This is a genomic window from Aquitalea aquatilis (assembly GCF_005155025.1).
Lineage (GTDB): Bacteria > Pseudomonadota > Gammaproteobacteria > Burkholderiales > Chromobacteriaceae > Aquitalea > Aquitalea aquatilis.
In genome coordinates this window covers 2272671-2289286 of the sequence record NZ_CP039731.1, presented here as the reverse complement: position 1 = coordinate 2289286, position 16616 = coordinate 2272671, and the positions used below count along the sequence as shown (strand labels likewise).

Genomic DNA, 16616 nt, shown 5'->3' with positions numbered 1-16616 from the left:
GACTGTGCTATCTGCAGGAAAACGGATAGCTGCGGTTGGTAGGAGGGGAGAAAAACAGCAATGTTAGCGCTATCATACCGAATTGCAGCCATAAAAAAACCCACCGCGCGGGGTGGGTTTTGTGAGTCATACCAAGCTTACAGGCCGTAGGGATGACGCAATACGATGGTTTCTTCGCGATCCGGACCGGTAGAAACGATATCAACCGGCGCGCCGCAGACTTCAGCAATACGCTTCAGATAAGCCTGAGCATTGGCCGGTAGGTCTTCCCAACGCTTGGTGCCGAAAGTGGTTTCACTCCAGCCAGGCATGGTTTCGTAGATCGGTTCGCACTGGGTCACGGCATCGGAACCGAAGGGCAGGATGTCGACTTCCTTGCCATCCAGCTTGTAGCCCACGCACAGCTTGATCTCTTCCAGACCATCCATCACGTCCAGTTTGGTGACACACAGACCGGATACGCCGTTGATCTGGATGGAACGCTTGAGTGCGGCGGCATCGAACCAGCCACAGCGGCGCGGACGACCGGTAACCGAACCGAACTCATTGCCACGCTTGGCCAGGAAGGCGCCAATTTCGTTTTCCTGTTCGGTCGGGAAGGGACCGGAACCCACTCGGGTGGTGTAACCCTTGACGATGCCCAGTACGTAATTGAGCATTTGCGGGGCAACGCCAGCGCCCGGCGCGGCAGCACCGGCCACACAGTTGGACGAAGTCACATACGGATAAGTACCGTGATCGATATCCAGCAGCGTACCTTGTGCGCCTTCGAACAGCAGCGGCACATCAGCCTGGTTCATGTCATACAGGGTACGCGACACATCGGCCACCATCGGCTTGATGCGTTCGGCCAGCAGCATGGTCTGCTCCAGAATGGCTTCAAAGCTGACCGGCTCTGCCTTGAAATACTGGGTCAGCTGGAAGTTGTAGAACTCGACGTTCTCTTTCAGCTTGGCAGCGAAGCGCTCCGGATTGAACAGGTCGATCACGCGCAATGCACGACGCGCAACCTTGTCTTCGTAGCAGGGGCCGATACCGCGACCGGTGGTACCGATCTTGCCGGCACCCTTGGCCGCTTCGCGTGCCTGGTCCAGAGCCACGTGGTAAGGCAGGATCAGCGGGCAGGCTTCGGCAATCTTCAGACGGGCCGCCACATTGACACCGGCAGTTTCCAGCTCGTCGATTTCCTTCAGCAGCGCTTCCGGCGACAGGACAACGCCATTGCCGATAAAGCACTCGACGCCTTCGCGCAGGATGCCGGACGGAATCAGGCGCAGCACGGTTTTCTTGCCACCCACCACCAGGGTATGGCCAGCATTATGACCACCCTGGAAACGCACCACAGCACGTGCGTGGTCGGTCAGCCAGTCAACGATCTTGCCCTTGCCTTCATCACCCCATTGGGTACCGATCACGACAACATTCTTGGACATTGGAAAAACCTCTTCTTCAGTCAAACTAAAAATCAGTTAAAGGGGACGATCTGCCAGCCGTCAGCGGCCGGAATCAGTTCACGGTTGCAGCCGATGGCCTCGGCTGATTCCCCCAGATAATCAATAATCACCACCTCACCAGCCGCGCGCAGGCGCTCGACTTCGCCCTGGGCCGCCGGCAGGTGGCGATTGGAAACACGTACACCCATGGCACTACCGCGTTCCGGCAGAATCTGGATCAGATCGCGCAAGTCCAGACTGAAACCGGTAGCCGGACGGGCACGACCAAAACGACGACCAACATTGTCGTAGCGGCCGCCACGAGCCAGCTCTACCGCCCAGCCAGGCGCATAGGCGGCAAAGATCAGGCCGGTGTGGTAGTGCGTACCACGCAGTTCGGATAGGTCAAAGCTGATTGCGACACGCCCCTCGAAGGCGCGGGCAATGGCCGACAGCTGCATCAGTGCCAGCTCGACTTCCGGCAAGGACGGCAGGCGGGTGCGGGCTTTTTCCAGCACCGATGCCGGGCCATACAGCTCGGGCAAGGCGAGGAAGGCAGAACGGTAAGGCTCGGCCAGACCTGCTACCTGTTCGGCAATGCTGGCGGCATCCTTGTTTTGCAGCACGGCAAACAGTTCGCGCGTGGCTTGCGGCGACAGGCCAGCTGCGGTGGCCAGTCCACGGAAGATGGCAGTATGGCCAACATCCAGTCGCAGCTGCGGCACCTTGACCTGACCCAGCGTGGACAGCATCAGTTCGATGATTTCGATATCGGCTTCGATACCGGCATAGCCGTACAACTCGGCACCAACCTGCATGGGCTGGCGCGAACTCATCAAGCCATTGGGACGGGTATGCACCACACTGCCGGCATAGCACAGGCGGGTAACACCAGTGCGATGGCCCAGCAAGTGGGCGTCAATGCGCGCCACTTGCGGGGTGATATCCGCACGCAGACCCAGCTGGTGACCAGACAACTGGTCGTCCAGCTTGAAGGTTTTCAGGTCCAGCGCAGTATCACCTTCGGCGATCAGCGAATCGACATATTCGATCAGCGGCGGCAGGACCAGCTCATAGCCTGCACAGCGGAATTGTTCCAGCATCGCTGCCTTGGCAGACTCCACCTGGCGGGCGGTAGCCGGCAGGATGTCTGCAATGTATTCGGGTAACAGCCAGTTACGCATATTCCGGTTTCGACAAATAAAAGGCGGGATTCATCACCCCGCCCTGTTTACGGCAAACTGGCCGGGGTGTCCGGCCAGTCATGAAAACTAATTGTAACTACCAGGCAGCGCCTACCTGCCCTTGCTGGCCGCCTGCGGGTTCTTGAAGTACTTGAAGAACTCGCTGTTGGGGTCCAGCACCATCACGTCGCTCTTGTTCTTGAACGACTCTTTATAGGCATCCATGCTGCGCCAGAAGGCATAGAACTCCGGACTACGCCCATAAGCTTCCGCGTAAATTGCGGCAGCCTTGGCATCGCCCTCACCCTTCCGTTGCTGTGCCTTGTTGTAGGCATCGGCCAACAGCACATCGCGCTGCTTCTCCGCTTCGGCACGAATACGTTCGGCATCGGCAGCACCTTCGCTACGCAACTGGCTGGCGACGGTACGGCGTTCCGACTGCATGCGATCATAGACGGAGCTGCTTATTTTATCCGGAAAATCGACACGTTTTAAGCGTACGTCGAGAATTTCCACGCCTATTTTACGCGCATCTGCGTCTGCGCGCTTGCGAACCGTCTCCATCACCTGGTCGCGTTTGCCGGAAATGACATCAGCTACAGTCTTCTGACCGAATTCGGCACGCAATCCGTCGTTGATGGTCTGCTTGAGACGGGCCACGGCGGCATTCTCCGATCCCACGCTCTTGTAGAACTGTTCGACATCGACAATGCGCCATTTTACATAGCTATCCACCAGCACGTTTTTCTTCTCGCGCGTATTGAACAGCTCGGGTGCTTCGGCGTCGATGGTCAGAACCCGGCTGTCGAAATAGCGCACATTCTGCAGCAGCGGAATCTTGAACTGGATGCCAGGCTGTTTGATCACCCGTTCCACTTCGCCAAACTGGAAGACCATGGCGTATTGGCGCTGGTCCACGGTAAACAGCGACAGGCTGGCGACAAACAGAATGCCGAGCACGGCCAGCAGGGTTGGCATGATTTTTTGCATTTCAGTGCTCCCCACCCAGAATGTCGCGACTACGGCCGAAATCCCGACCACTCTTGTTGCTCCGTGCAGGTGCAGTTGCCGGCGCAGCTGCCGGTGCCGGCGTGGTGGCAGCGGGTGCTGCCGTGGTTGGCGCTGCAGGGCTTGCCGCCTGGGTCAGCTTGTCCAGCGGGAGGTAAAGCAGGCTGTTGCCGTTTTTCTGGTCAACAATCACCTTGCTGGTGGCACTCATCACTTGTTGCATCATGTCCAGATAGAGACGGTCACGCATGACCTTGGGAGCCTTGTTGTATTCAGACAACACTTGCTTGAAACGGGAGGCATCCCCTTCCGCTTGCGACACCACTTTTTGCTGATAGGCTTCGGCCTCCTGCTCAAGGCGGGCGGCCATACCCTTGGCCTTGGGCACGACATCATTGGCGTAAGCCAGGCCTTCATTACGCAGCTTGTCCTTGTCCTGACCAGCCTTCACGGCGTCGTCGAATGCCGCCAGGACCTGCTCGGGCGGTTGCACGGCATTGATGTTGACCTTGGCAATACGCACACCCAGCGCGTAGCGGTCCAGGATGTCCTGAATGACTTTCTGTGATTCAGCCGCTATTTGCGCACGACCTTCATTGAGGACGAAATCCACATTGTTGCGACCGACAACTTCGCGGATGGCGGTTTCGGTTGCCTGCTTCACGATATCGTTGGCATTGCGATCAGCGGCGGCATTGTTGAACAGAAAGGCCTTGGGGTCCTTCACGTCGAACTGCACTGACAATTGCACATCGATGATGTTCTGATCAGCCGTGAGCATCAGCGACTCTTCCGGCACCTTGTTCTTGGCATTGCTGCGATAGCCCACTTCCACGCTGCGCAGCTCGGTCAGGTTGACGATTTCCACCTTTTCAAAGGGGTAAGGTGCATGCCATTGCAAGCCGGGGTCGGTCACGCGGCTGAAACTGCCCATGCGCAACACCACGCCCTGCTCCTTGGCATCCACCACATAAAAACCGCTACCCAGCCATAGCGCTGCCAGCACGCCGACAACGGCGATGGCACCACCCTTGAAGGCGGCACGCGGCTCGGGGCTTGGCTGTTCGCCCGATGGCTTGGCCCCCAGCAGACGGGCGAGGCGCTGATTGAGATTACGGAAAATTTCGTCAAGGTCCGGCGGACCGTCACTGCCCTGACGTCCCCGATTTGGATCATTCTGCGACATATTCGTCTTGTTCTTCGTGTTGGTTATCAGATGACTGCAAACGTTCGGCAAGTACTGTCCGCAAGAGTTCCAGCCCTTCGCCCGTCAGCGCGGAGAGGCGAACTGCCTGTGCCAGCTGCTCCTGGTCGCGTTCGATGGCGGCTGGCAACTGCCGCAAATCGGTCTTGTTCCATACGATCAGTTGGGGCACACCATCTGCACCGATTTCAGCCAGCACCTTGTTGACTTCATCAATCTGGACATCGCGCAGTGGATTGGAGGAGTCCACTACATGCAACAGCAAATCGGCCTGAATGGTTTCTTCCAGTGTGGCACGGAAAGCAGCCACCAGGGTATGCGGCAAATCGCGAATGAAGCCCACGGTATCTGAAACGATGATCGAGGTTTCAGTATTGAGAAACAGCTTGCGACTGGTGGTGTCCAGCGTGGCGAACAGCTGGTCGGCCGCATAACTGCGGGCCTTGGTCAGTGCGTTAAATAGCGTTGACTTGCCGGCATTGGTGTAGCCGACAATGGAAACCGAAGCGATACCGGTGCGTTGGCGGCCCCGTCGCTGGGTATTGCGCTGTTTTTGTACCTGGGCCAGCCGCTCTTTGAGTGCCTTGACCCGATTACCCAGCAACCGGCGGTCGGTCTCCAGCTGACTTTCACCCGGACCACGCAGGCCGATACCACCCTTTTGCCGCTCCAGGTGCGTCCAGCCACGAACCAGCCGGGTAGCGATATGCGACAACTGGGCCAGTTCCACCTGCAATTTGCCCTCATGACTGCGGGCGCGCTGGGCAAAGATGTCAAGAATCAGGCTGGTGCGATCAATCACCCGGCATTGCAGAGCACGTTCCAGATTGCGCTCCTGCCCGGGCGACAGCTGGTGATTGAAGATCACCACATTGGCACCGGTTGCCCGCACCATCAGTCCGACCTCTTCCACCTTGCCCTTGCCGGCAAACAGCGCGGCATCAGGACGCTGGCGCTTGCCCTGAACAATGCCGGTGACTGTCACGTTGGCAGAGCCAACCAGTTCGACGCACTCGGCTACATTTTCCTGATGATCGGGATCACCAAAATCCAGACAGACCAGCACTGCCTGGTCTCCAATATCGGGACGATCAAACACTGTATAGAAAACCGTAGATGAGGATTCTGCCGTCATGACTGCTGCAAGCACGCAGTGGCAGGATCATGCATGAAAAAAGGCCGACAAGCCGTGTCAGCAAGACACAGCCTGGCGGCCCGCGGGGAGACAGCCTTCAGCCTGATCAGGCGTCTTGCTGATCCTGCTTCTGACCCGGATGTTCGTGCGGGATGGTAACCGGACGGGCCGGAACAACGGTAGAGATGGCATGCTTGTAAACCATCTGGGTAACCGTGTTCTTCAACAGCACTACGTATTGGTCAAAAGACTCAACCTGACCCTGCAGCTTGATACCGTTCACCAGATAGATGGATACCGGCACATGTTCCTTACGCAGAATATTCAGGAACGGGTCTTGTAACATTTGCCCTTTAGAGCTCATTCGTTTTCTCCGAATCGTTGATTGTTGTATTAAATAATCTTTAAAGCCCGGCTGGTATGCTTATTTTTAGCAGAAAAAACCCCAGCCTACTATTTTTTACCACTCTTGCCCCAGCGTACTTCCTTCTCGCGTCCACGCAGCTTAGACATCGGTTTCGGTTTAGCCCGGGACTTTTCCTTGGATTCTTCAGTATCGAAGGGGTTTTCCGAGGTTTTGTACTGCACACGCAGCGGCGTGCCCTGCAGTTTGAACACCTTACGGAAGGTATGTTCCAGATAACGCGTGTAACTGGCCGGGATCGCATCCAGCGCATTGCCATGAATCACGATGATAGGTGGGTTCATGCCACCCTGGTGAGCATAACGCATCTTGGGGCGCATCAGGCCCGAGCGCGGCGGTGCCTGACGTTCTACTGCAACATTCAGTACCCGCGTCAGCTTCGGCGTGGCCAGCTTCACCATGGCTGCCTGGTAGGCTTCATCGATGGATTTGAACAGGTCGGTCACGCCACGGCCTTCGATGGCCGAGATGTAATGGAACTTGGCAAAATCGAGGAAACTGATCTTGCGGGCGATTTCCCGCTTCACGGTTTCCTTTTTCTCGAAGTCCAGATTGTCCCACTTGTTCACCGCCACCACCAAGGCACGGCCTGCTTCGAGTGCAAAACCGGCGATGGTGGCATCCTGCTCGGAGATGTCCAGCTGCGCATCCAGTACCAGCACCGCCACATTGGCATCTTCGATGGCCTTCATGGTCTTGATGATGGAGAACTTCTCGATGGCTTCGCTTACCTTGCCGCGACGCCGCACGCCGGCGGTGTCGATGATGGTATAGGTATGGTCATCACGCTCGAAATCAATATAGATGCTGTCACGCGTGGTACCGGCCTGGTCAAAGGCGATGACGCGCTCTTCGCCAAGAATGGCATTGACCAGCGTCGACTTGCCAACATTGGGGCGACCGATCACGGCGAATTTGGGATGGTAACGGGCTTCCTCTTCCACTTCGTCGGGGAAGTCTTCCAGCACCATTTCCATCAGTTCGCGCACACCATCACCATGCGCGGCAGAAATCACCAGCGGCTGGCCCAGAGCCAGTTCGTGGAATTCCGCGCTGGCGATGGCGTGACTAATGCCTTCGGCCTTGTTGACCACCAGGAATACCGGGCGGTCGATCTGGCGCAGGCGATTGGCGATGATCTTGTCCTGCGGGGTGATGCCGGTACGGCCATCCACCAGGAATACCACGGCATCGGCTTCATCCACGGCCTGCAGTGTCTGCTTGGCCATTTCGAACAGAATGCCTTCATCCACTACCGGCTCAAAGCCGCCGGTGTCGACCACCAGATACGGTTTGCCCCCCACTCGACCATGGCCGTAATGGCGGTCGCGGGTCAGGCCAGGCTGGTCGGCGACCAGGGCGTCACGGCTGCGGGTCAGCCGGTTGAAAAGGGTCGACTTGCCCACATTGGGGCGGCCGACCAGCGCTACGGTAGGTTTCATGGTTACAGCTTTTACTCAATAGACAGCAGCGACAGGCGACCATTTTGCCCCTGCACCAGGGCAGATGCGCCCAGGGAGACGGGCTGGGCGGTTGCGCCTTCGCTGCCAAGTTTCACACGGCCCACCAGACTGCCGCTCTCATTGGACAGCAGGTGGCCATAGCCTTCGCCATCGATCACCAGGACAAAACGTCCGAGCATGGCGGGGCCGGATACATTGCGGAATTTCAGGGCATCGGTCTTCCACAGGCTGCGACCGGTACTGCGGTCATAGGCCCAGACCGAGCCATCTTCCGCAGTCACATACAATTTGCTGGCATCCAGCGCCACTCCGCGGCTGGAGGACTGTTCGCGTGCCCACATCAGGCTGCCGCTCTTGGCATCGAAGCAGGCCACGCGCCCTTGGTAGGCCACGCTGCAAACTTGTCCGCCGTCGTAGACCGGACGGCTGGTGATATCGGTGATGCGCTCCAGTTCGGTAGCACCACGCGGGTTGGCGACCACACCTTCCCACAGCGTATTGCCGTTGGCCGGGCTGATGATGTCCAGCTTGCCACCGGGCAGACCTACCATGACGGCTTCGTTGCCAACCGCCTGCATCGAGCCGGTATTGCGCACCAGCAATTGCGGCTGGGCATGGGCAATCGACCATTGCTGCTTGCCATCAGCCAGGCTGAAGCCGGTCAGGCGGCCATCGTTGCTGCGTACCACCACCATGCCGCCAGCCACTTGCGGCGCTTCCAGCATCACGCTGGTGAGCGACTGCTCCCACAGCAGTTTGCCACTGCTGCGATCCACTGCCAGCAGTTTGCCATCCTGGCTACCGACAATGACGGTATCACCGGCAACGGCAACACCAGATGACAAGTCGCGCTTGAGTGTGACATCGGCGCTCACGCGGCCGGACAGGGCATCGACAGTACGGACATGACCGGAAGGATCAGCCGACACTACGTTGCCGTTGGCGTAAACCGGGGTAAAACCGCTGTTAGAGGCTGCTTGCGACAGCGTCCATTTCACATTCAAGGCCTGGATGGGCTTGATGGCCGCCAGCGGTGTGGGTTTAGCAGCGGAGGAACTTTCAAACCAGCTGGCGCAGCCGGCCAGCAAGAACGAGGAAAGAACAGCAGTAACCAGCAGTTGGCGGCGCATCAATTAACCTCCCAGTGCGTCGAGTTTGGTCTGTATGAACTGGCGGTTGGGCGATTCGCCTACCAGCTTGGCCAGGGCAGCCTTATAAGCATCACGTGCCGCGGCCTTGTCGCCCTTGGCTGCATGCACATCACCCTTTTGATCCAGGAACAGCGCATCAAATGCACTCGGATGCGCCTGGCCCAGTTCGGCAATCGCAGCATCATAGCGCTTTTGATCCAGCTCGATGGTAGCCAGGCGCAAATGTGCGACAGCCACCATGGATTCGTCCTTCACGTTTTGCACCACCCAGGATAGCTGCGCCTGGGCTGTGGCCAGATCATTCTTTTCGAAAGCCATCTTGGCTGCCAGCAAGGCGGCATCTGCCGCGTAGGCCGTGGAAGAATAATCCGACTGCAACAGGCCGGCCGAACTTCTCACCTTGGCCAGATCCTGGCTTTGGGCAGCCTGCTCAACATCAGCAAACACCACGGCGGCCTTGCTGGCTTGTGCGCTCTGGTAATAGCCGAAAGCCTTGTAACCCAGATAAGCCACACTGATGGCCACTACCGCACCACTGATGAGCTTGCCCCACTGTTGCCAGAAGGCCTTCATGGAGTCGATCTGTTCCTGTTCCTGCAAGTCGTACGCCATGGCGCACCCCCCTTATATCAAGCCTTGATAGCGGCAATGGTCGAAGCTACCTGGTCCAGCGTCACCGTCTGCTGTGCCGCGTCGGCACGCATCGGTTTGACGACGGCCTGACCGGCAGCCATTTCGTTTTCACCGATGATGACGGCAAATTCCGCACCGCTGCCATCGGCCTTTTTCATTTGCGACTTGAAGCTGCCCTCACCCAGATGCTGGATAACGGACAGGCCGGCCGTGCGCATTTGCTGAGCCAGCTTCATGGCATACATGGCCGCGCCTGCCCCCTGCTGCACGATGTAGACATCGACGCTGCGGGCTGCCGGCAGCAGGCCCTTGTCCTGCAACAGCAGCAGCACACGCTCCAGCCCCATACCAAAACCGATGCCCGGGGCGGGCTTGCCACCCAGCTGTTCGATCAGGCCATCGTAACGGCCACCAGCGCACACCGTACCCTGCGCACCCAGCTCGGTGGTCACCCACTCGAATACCGACTGGTTGTAATAATCCAGCCCGCGCACCAGCCGCGGATTTTCCACGAACTCAATGCCCAGGCTGGCGATCATGCTCTTCCAGCCTTCATAGTGGGCGCGCGAAGCTTCGCCCAGATAATCGGACAGGCGCGGTGCCTTGTCGGCCATATCTTGCAAGGCAGGATTCTTGGTATCCAGCACGCGCAGCGGATTGGTGTACAGCCGGCGCTTGCCGTCTTCGTCCAGAATGTCAACGAACTGCTCCAGATAGGCAATCAGCGCCTGACGGTGTTGCCCACGCTCTTCGGCATTGCCCAGCGAGTTGATTTCCAGACGCACATACTGGCTCAGACCCAGGCGCTGCCACAGGTCGGCGGTCATGGCGATGATTTCGGCGTCGATATCCGGGCCAGCAAAGCCCAGCGCCTCGATACCCATCTGGTGGAACTGACGGTAGCGGCCTTTCTGCGGTTTTTCGTGGCGGAACATCGGGCCCATATACCACAGTTTTTGCGTGGTGTTGTATAGCAGGGTGTGTTCAACCACAGCGCGCAGGGTGCCTGCGGTGCCTTCCGGGCGCAGCGTCAGGCTGTCGCCGTTGAGACTATCGATGAAGGTATACATTTCCTTCTCGACCACATCGGTCACTTCGCCGATGGCGCGCACAAACAGCGGGGTGGTTTCCACGATGGGGGTGCGGATGTTCTGATAGCCATAGTCGGCCAGCAGCTTGCGCAGCACACCTTCAAAATATTCCCATTGGTAGGATTCGGCGGGCAGTACATCATTCATGCCCTTGATTGCCTGCAATTTTTGCGCCATTTATACAGTTCTTTTTGCTATTCGATTGATCTTGTCACCGGTGCCAGCCGGCCCGGCTCAGCGTTGCGGCTGAATCGGAATGATGCGGCTGCTGCTGTCACGACGCTTGCTGCCACCTTCGCCGTAGCGGGTCTGCACATAATCGTCGACCAGCGCCTTGAATTCGCCAGCGATATTATCGCCCTTCAGCGTCACGCCCTTCTGACCATCCACATACACTGGCGCAACCGGCACTTCGCCGGTACCTGGCAAGGAGATGCCGATATCGGCCAGCTTGCTTTCGCCCGGGCCATTGACCACGCAGCCCATCACCGCCACTTTCATCTCTTCCACACCGGGGTACTGCAAGCGCCAGATCGGCATCTGCTCGCGCAGATAGCTCTGGATCTGGTCGGCCAGTTCCTGGAAGAAGGTACTGGTGGTGCGACCACAGCCAGGACAGGCTGTCACCAGCGGGGTGAAGCTGCGCAAACCCATGGTTTGCAGCAATTCCTGCGCCACGATGACTTCACGGGTGCGCGCTTCGCCCGGCTGTGGGGTCAGCGAAATACGGATGGTGTCGCCGATGCCTTCTTGCAGCAGGATGGCCAGGGCGGCGGAAGACGCCACAATACCCTTGCTGCCCATGCCGGCCTCGGTCAGGCCCAGATGCAGCGGGAAATCGCAACGGCTGCCCAGATCGCGGTAAACGGTAATCAGGTCTTGCACATTGCTGACCTTGCACGACAGCAGGATGTTGTCGGCCGGCAGGCCCAATTCCATCGCCTTGTCTGCTGATTCCAGCGCCGACACGATCAGCGCCTCGCGCATCACCAGTTCCAGCGGCAAGGGATGCGGCTTGCTGTTGTTGGCATCCAGCATGCGCGCCAGCAGGACCTGATCCAGACTGCCCCAGTTGACGCCAATGCGTACCGGCTTGTCCAGTTCGGCCGCGGTGCGGATCATGAAGGCAAACTTGTCGTCGCCCTTGGCACCTTTGCCGACATTGCCGGGGTTGATACGGTATTTGGCCAGCGCACGGGCGCAGTCCGGATATTCTTTCAGCAGACGATCGCCATTGAAGTGGAAATCACCCACCAGTGGCACATTGCAACCCATGTCATCCAGCCGCTGGCGGATTTCCGCCACCTGTGCGGCGGCTTCCGGCGAATTCACGGTAATGCGCACCAGCTCGGAGCCGGCCTGGGACAACTGGTAAACCTGTTCTACGGTGGCGATGGCGTCAGCCGTGTCGGTATTGGTCATGGACTGCACCACAACCGGCGCATCCGACCCCACCATGACATGTCCCACCCTGACCTGGCGGGTGGGACGTCGCGCGATATTCACGCTATTCATGCAAAAATCCGCATCTACTTGAGTTCAATTTTGGCGGTAGTGCCACGAATCTTGTCCGTCAGAGCGACGGGCTGTCCGTTAAAGCTGAGCTGTACCTGGGCGGCATTGCCAATTTTCAGCTGGAAAGGCGGCGTGCCGCTCAATTCCTTGCTGCTGCCGGCCTCCAGTATGCCGAATTGCAGTTTCTTGCCGGTGGCATCGATCACCGAAACCCACGCAGCCTGCTGTGCATTCAGCTGGATATGCCCGCTGGCGCTGTCGGCCGCCGCTGCACTGGCGGGCGTTTTGCCGGTACTGACAGCAGTGGCTGCACTTGCGGTCACTACCGGAGAGGCGATGGTAGTCGGCTGAACAACAGCCTGACTGGCCGTAGCCGGAGTCGTGGCCGGCTCTGCCACCACGGCAGCCGAGGCCGACACCGGCGCAGATGCAGCAAGCGCAGAAGCAGCCTGCTGCGTCAACATGGGCTGCAATGCCTGGTCAGCAACGGGAGCAGACTTGCCCTGCAAGCCAGCCAGCCACACTGCGCCACCCGCCACGGCAGCCGCCAGCACCAACCACAGCAGCCATTTGCCCGTTTTGCCGCTACGGCCAGCTGGCGACGACACCCGGGCGAGGGTTTCGGCCATGCTGGCCGGCTCGCTGGACGGGTCATGCTTGACCAGATTGACCACGTCATTGACTGCCGAGGGGAAATGCTCCTCCAGCTGTGCCATCAAGGGTTCGGAATCCACCTTGAGAAAACGGGCATAATTTCTGACAAAACCACGTACGAACGTTGCACCCGGCAATTGCTGGAAGTCATCTTTTTCAATGGCATCCAGCTGCCGCACAGACAGTTTCAGCCGTTCGGCCACTTCACCCAGACTCATGCCGGCTTGTTCGCGCGCTGCTTTCAGCGCTGCGCCGACACCCAGTCTGGTCGACTGGCCATGCGCTTCCTGTTCCATCTTCAGCTTCCGCTCAACAACAGTTGTGTTTCCTTGGAGTCCGGGTAGCGGCTTTTCAGCGCGGAGGAATACTCCGCCTCATGCACCCGGTCTCCCCCTTTCCTGGCAATCTGCACGCCCAGCCACAAGACATCGGCTCCCTGCAGCGCATTACCTGCGGCCTGTTGCAGGCGTCCGAAATAAAAGGACGCCAGCTTGGCATTGCCCAGCTCCAGATGCAAGGCAGCCAATTCGCGCAATGCGGGCAAATAATTGGGGGCCATCTGCAATGCAGTCAGCAGGTAATCGTTGGCCTGGGTGTTTTCACCCAGCTTGACACTGCAACGGCCCATATTGAGATAGGCCGTTTGGGGTGTCTGATACAGTGGGTTGGCTATCGCCTTGGCGAAATAATCCATGGCTGCCCGTGGGCGTTCATGTTCGCACAGAAACTGGCCGTAATTATTATTTGCCTCTGGACTGGAGGAATCGACCTGTAGCGCCTTGAGAAAGTTCTTCTCCGCATCGCTATCCAGATGCATCAGATTGTACACATAGGCCCGGGTCAGATAAGCACCGACAAAGCTGTCGTCGGCCTGGACGGCTTCATTGGCAGAGGCCAATGCTATCGGCAAATTACCCAACCCGGCATATTCAACGGCCAGCTGGCTGCGGATTTCCGCCAGTTTCCGGTTGGCCGGCGCGGCGAATGCGACAAGGGAATACGCCAACAGGCACACCGCCATCCACACTCGCCACTTGCTCATTCTTCGCGCTCCTGGGCTATCTGCATCCATTTGACCTGACGCTTGGTCTTGTCCATCACCTGTCCGGCCAGTTGACCACAGGCAGCGTCGATGTCGTCACCGCGGGTTTTTCTTACGGTAACCACGTAACCCTGTTCCTGCAACAATTCGCGGAAGATGCGGATCGCGTTATTGCTGGAGCGATCGTAACCGGAATTGGGGAAAGGATTGAAAGGAATCAGGTTGAACTTGCACGGTACGTCGCGCACCAGTTCCAGCAGCTGCCGGGCATGCTCGGGGCGATCGTTGATGCCGTCCAGCATGACATATTCAAAGGTGATGAAATCGCGCGGGGCCTTTTCCAGATAACGCTGGCAGGCAGCCATCAATTCCTTCAGGGGGTATTTCTTGTTGATGGGGACGATTTCATCGCGAATGGCATCATTCGGCGCATGCAGGCTAACAGCCAGCGCAACCGGACAGGCTTCGCGCAGACGATCCATCTGCGGCACCAGGCCAGAGGTAGACAGCGTCACGCGACGGCGACTCAGGCCGTAGCCGTGATCGTCCAGCATGATTTGCAGGGCGCTGACCACATTGTCAAAGTTGGCCAGCGGTTCGCCCATGCCCATCATCACCACATTGGACACCACGCGTTCATTTTTCGGGGTAATCCCCATGGCCTTGTTGGCCCACCACAACTGACCGATGATTTCGGCAGTGCTCAGGTTGCGGTTGAAACCCTGGCGACCGGTGGAGCAGAAAGTACACTCCAGCGCACAGCCCACCTGGGATGACACGCACAAGGTGCCGCGCTCGTCTTCCGGAATGAACACGGTTTCCACACCGTTGCCGGTGCCGACGTCGAGCAGCCACTTGCGGGTACCATCACTGGACGCCTGCCCGGTCATCAGCGACGGTACGCGCACCTCGGCATGCTGGTGCAGTTTGGCACGCAGGCTTTTGGCCAGGTCGGTCATCGCGTCGAAATCGTCTTCGCCCATCTGGTGCATCCAGCGCATCACCTGCTTGGCACGGAAGGGCTTCTCGCCCATGGCGGCAAAGTGTTCGGTCAACTGGTCCAGATTGAAGTCGAGCAGGTTGGTTTTCATGCAGTCCTCGGTAAAACAGCGGCAGCCTGAATGGCTGCCGCCCGGTACAACTTAAAGCGGCAAAGCGAGATTAACGGGAGTAAACCTCGGAAGAGGCAAAGAAATAAGCCACTTCGATTGCTGCGTTTTCAGCGCTGTCAGAACCATGAACGGCATTGGCATCGATGGAATCGGCGAAATCGGCGCGGATGGTGCCGGCGTCAGCCTTTTTCGGGTCGGTGGCGCCCATCAGTTCGCGGTTCTTAGCGATGGCGTTTTCACCTTCCAGAGCCTGGATCATCACCGGGCCGGAAATCATGAAATCAACCAGATCCTTGAAGAAAGGACGCTCTTTGTGCACGGCGTAGAAGCCTTCGGCTTCAGCGCGGGACAGCTGCTTCAGCTTGGCTGCAACCACCTTCAGACCGGCGGATTCGAAACGGTCGTAGATCTTGCCGATAACGTTCTTGGCTACGGCATCCGGTTTAACGATGGACAGGGTACGTTCAATTGCCATAAAAATCTCCCAAATACTCCCAAATAACAGAACAAGTGGCTAAACTAGGCTCTAGCTCAGCCACTCGGGTTACGCAATTCTGAGGAACCCGATATTTTACCAGCCTTTTCAAGCCTCTGCTGCATAAAAATTCAAGGCCATGACAGAACAAAACCAACGGCAAGACCCCGGCTCTGCTCCGGATGAAAAAGACCTCAACAGCAAGCTGAAAAAGCGGCTGGCGATTGCTGGCGGACTCGTTGCCGTGGCACTGGCGGCCATTCCCGTGCTGGACAGCATGAAAAAACCCAAAGTGGAAATGACGGCCACCACCCCAGTTGGCAGTTCGGGCAAGATCGTCAACCCCAGCTCAGCCCCGGCACTGGAACAGCCCGCAGCAGAGCCAGCAGTTGAAAGCAGCGCCCCCGCAGTAGAGGCTAGCGCACCCCAGACTGACGCCGGCAACTCGGCCTCGCCAGCAGCGCCGACGGCAACGCCACCGCAGACTCCAGACATCAGCAAGACCCCGGCGGTCGCCAGCAGCAAACCGGTCACACCGCCGGCAGCCCACCCTGCCGCTGCCAAACCTGCCAGCAAACCCGCACCGGCAGCACCAGCCGCGGCGGCTGCCCCACAAGCCGCCACGCCGCCCGTTGCAGTGGTCACCACACATAGTGCACCAGCCAAGGCAGCCCCTGCCCCCCTGCCAGTACGCAGCAGCACCGACAGCGACAACAGCGTGACCGCACCGCCCACCGCACTGGTCAAAGCCAAACCGGAAGGCAGCTCGCTGGGTTACAAATTGCAGCTTGGGCTGTTTTCCAGCATGGGTAATGCGGAAAAACTGGTGAAGGAATTAAAAGCCAAGGGCATTGAAGCCCACACCGAAACCCGCGTTCAGCTCGGCCCGTTCAAGACCCGCGCCGAAGCGGACGAGGCCATGGCCAAGCTGCGCAACCTTGGCTACACCCCGCTACTGGGGCCTGCCGCGCAATAAGTGCTGCTAACAAAAATCCCGCTGCGGCGTTGCACCAGGGGCGCTACGCGATTTTGTTAGCCGCTCCAAGCCTTTTGCTGGCAGACGTCAGGCCCGCCCTCATTTAATGAGGGCGG

At 58.5% G+C, this 16616-nt stretch carries 16 protein-coding genes; 1 reads left to right on the top strand and 15 read right to left on the bottom strand.

What is annotated here, in order from left to right:
- Positions 1 to 137 precede the first annotated feature (137 nt).
- From FAZ30_RS10755 to ndk, 15 genes are all read right to left on the bottom strand, one after another.
- A complete protein-coding gene (locus tag FAZ30_RS10755; protein ID WP_124642589.1) occupies positions 138 to 1433 on the bottom strand; it encodes an adenylosuccinate synthase in 1296 nt (431 codons plus the stop codon).
- A gap of 32 nt (positions 1434 to 1465) precedes the next feature.
- Entirely contained in the window at positions 1466 to 2617 is a 1152-nt protein-coding gene (locus tag FAZ30_RS10750; protein ID WP_137009395.1) for an ATP phosphoribosyltransferase regulatory subunit, read from the bottom strand.
- A gap of 111 nt (positions 2618 to 2728) precedes the next feature.
- Positions 2729 to 3607: a protease modulator HflC gene (gene hflC / locus FAZ30_RS10745; RefSeq protein ID WP_124642592.1), complete on the bottom strand. Its 879-nt coding sequence runs from the start codon at positions 3605 to 3607 to the stop codon at positions 2729 to 2731.
- A gap of 1 nt (position 3608) precedes the next feature.
- Positions 3609 to 4811, bottom strand: a complete 1203-nt coding sequence (gene hflK / locus FAZ30_RS10740; protein WP_124642594.1) for an FtsH protease activity modulator HflK — start codon at positions 4809 to 4811, stop codon at positions 3609 to 3611.
- The gene (gene hflX, locus FAZ30_RS10735; RefSeq protein ID WP_124642596.1) at positions 4798 to 5928 is read right to left on the bottom strand and encodes a GTPase HflX; all 1131 of its coding nucleotides are present in this window, start codon (positions 5926 to 5928) and stop codon (positions 4798 to 4800) included. Before hflX ends, hflK begins: the two co-directional genes overlap by 14 nt.
- Positions 5929 to 6070: 142 nt before the next feature.
- On the bottom strand, positions 6071 to 6328 hold the full coding sequence (gene hfq / locus FAZ30_RS10730; protein WP_124642598.1) for an RNA chaperone Hfq: 258 nt from the start codon (positions 6326 to 6328) through the stop codon (positions 6071 to 6073).
- An 89-nt stretch (positions 6329 to 6417) separates the two neighbouring features.
- Positions 6418 to 7830, bottom strand: a complete 1413-nt coding sequence (gene der / locus FAZ30_RS10725) for a ribosome biogenesis GTPase Der (RefSeq protein WP_059287277.1) — start codon at positions 7828 to 7830, stop codon at positions 6418 to 6420.
- 11 nt (positions 7831 to 7841) lie between these two features.
- Positions 7842 to 8981 carry an outer membrane protein assembly factor BamB gene (bamB, locus tag FAZ30_RS10720; RefSeq protein ID WP_124642600.1) on the bottom strand — a complete coding sequence of 380 codons (1140 nt, stop codon included), beginning with the start codon at positions 8979 to 8981 and terminating at the stop codon, positions 7842 to 7844.
- Between the two features lie 3 nt (positions 8982 to 8984).
- Complete coding sequence (locus tag FAZ30_RS10715) at positions 8985 to 9614, bottom strand: YfgM family protein (RefSeq protein WP_137009394.1); 630 nt, start codon at positions 9612 to 9614, stop codon at positions 8985 to 8987.
- A gap of 17 nt (positions 9615 to 9631) precedes the next feature.
- Complete coding sequence (gene hisS / locus FAZ30_RS10710; protein ID WP_124642604.1) at positions 9632 to 10903, bottom strand: histidine--tRNA ligase; 1272 nt, start codon at positions 10901 to 10903, stop codon at positions 9632 to 9634.
- A gap of 57 nt (positions 10904 to 10960) precedes the next feature.
- A complete protein-coding gene (gene ispG / locus FAZ30_RS10705; RefSeq protein WP_124642606.1) occupies positions 10961 to 12241 on the bottom strand; it encodes a flavodoxin-dependent (E)-4-hydroxy-3-methylbut-2-enyl-diphosphate synthase in 1281 nt (426 codons plus the stop codon).
- 14 nt (positions 12242 to 12255) lie between these two features.
- Positions 12256 to 13191, bottom strand: a complete 936-nt coding sequence (locus tag FAZ30_RS10700; protein ID WP_137009393.1) for a RodZ domain-containing protein — start codon at positions 13189 to 13191, stop codon at positions 12256 to 12258.
- A 2-nt stretch (positions 13192 to 13193) separates the two neighbouring features.
- Positions 13194 to 13937: a type IV pilus biogenesis/stability protein PilW gene (gene pilW / locus FAZ30_RS10695; RefSeq protein WP_233578374.1), complete on the bottom strand. Its 744-nt coding sequence runs from the start codon at positions 13935 to 13937 to the stop codon at positions 13194 to 13196.
- Positions 13934 to 15028 carry a dual-specificity RNA methyltransferase RlmN gene (gene rlmN, locus FAZ30_RS10690; RefSeq protein WP_124642612.1) on the bottom strand — a complete coding sequence of 365 codons (1095 nt, stop codon included), beginning with the start codon at positions 15026 to 15028 and terminating at the stop codon, positions 13934 to 13936. The genes pilW and rlmN overlap by 4 nt, the downstream gene beginning before the upstream one ends.
- Positions 15029 to 15098: 70 nt before the next feature.
- Entirely contained in the window at positions 15099 to 15524 is a 426-nt protein-coding gene (gene ndk, locus FAZ30_RS10685; RefSeq protein ID WP_124642614.1) for a nucleoside-diphosphate kinase, read from the bottom strand.
- A 139-nt stretch (positions 15525 to 15663) separates the two neighbouring features.
- On the opposite strand from ndk, the gene FAZ30_RS10680 reads away from it, so the two are divergent.
- Positions 15664 to 16500: an SPOR domain-containing protein gene (locus tag FAZ30_RS10680; RefSeq protein ID WP_137009392.1), complete on the top strand. Its 837-nt coding sequence runs from the start codon at positions 15664 to 15666 to the stop codon at positions 16498 to 16500.
- Positions 16501 to 16616 lie beyond the last annotated feature (116 nt).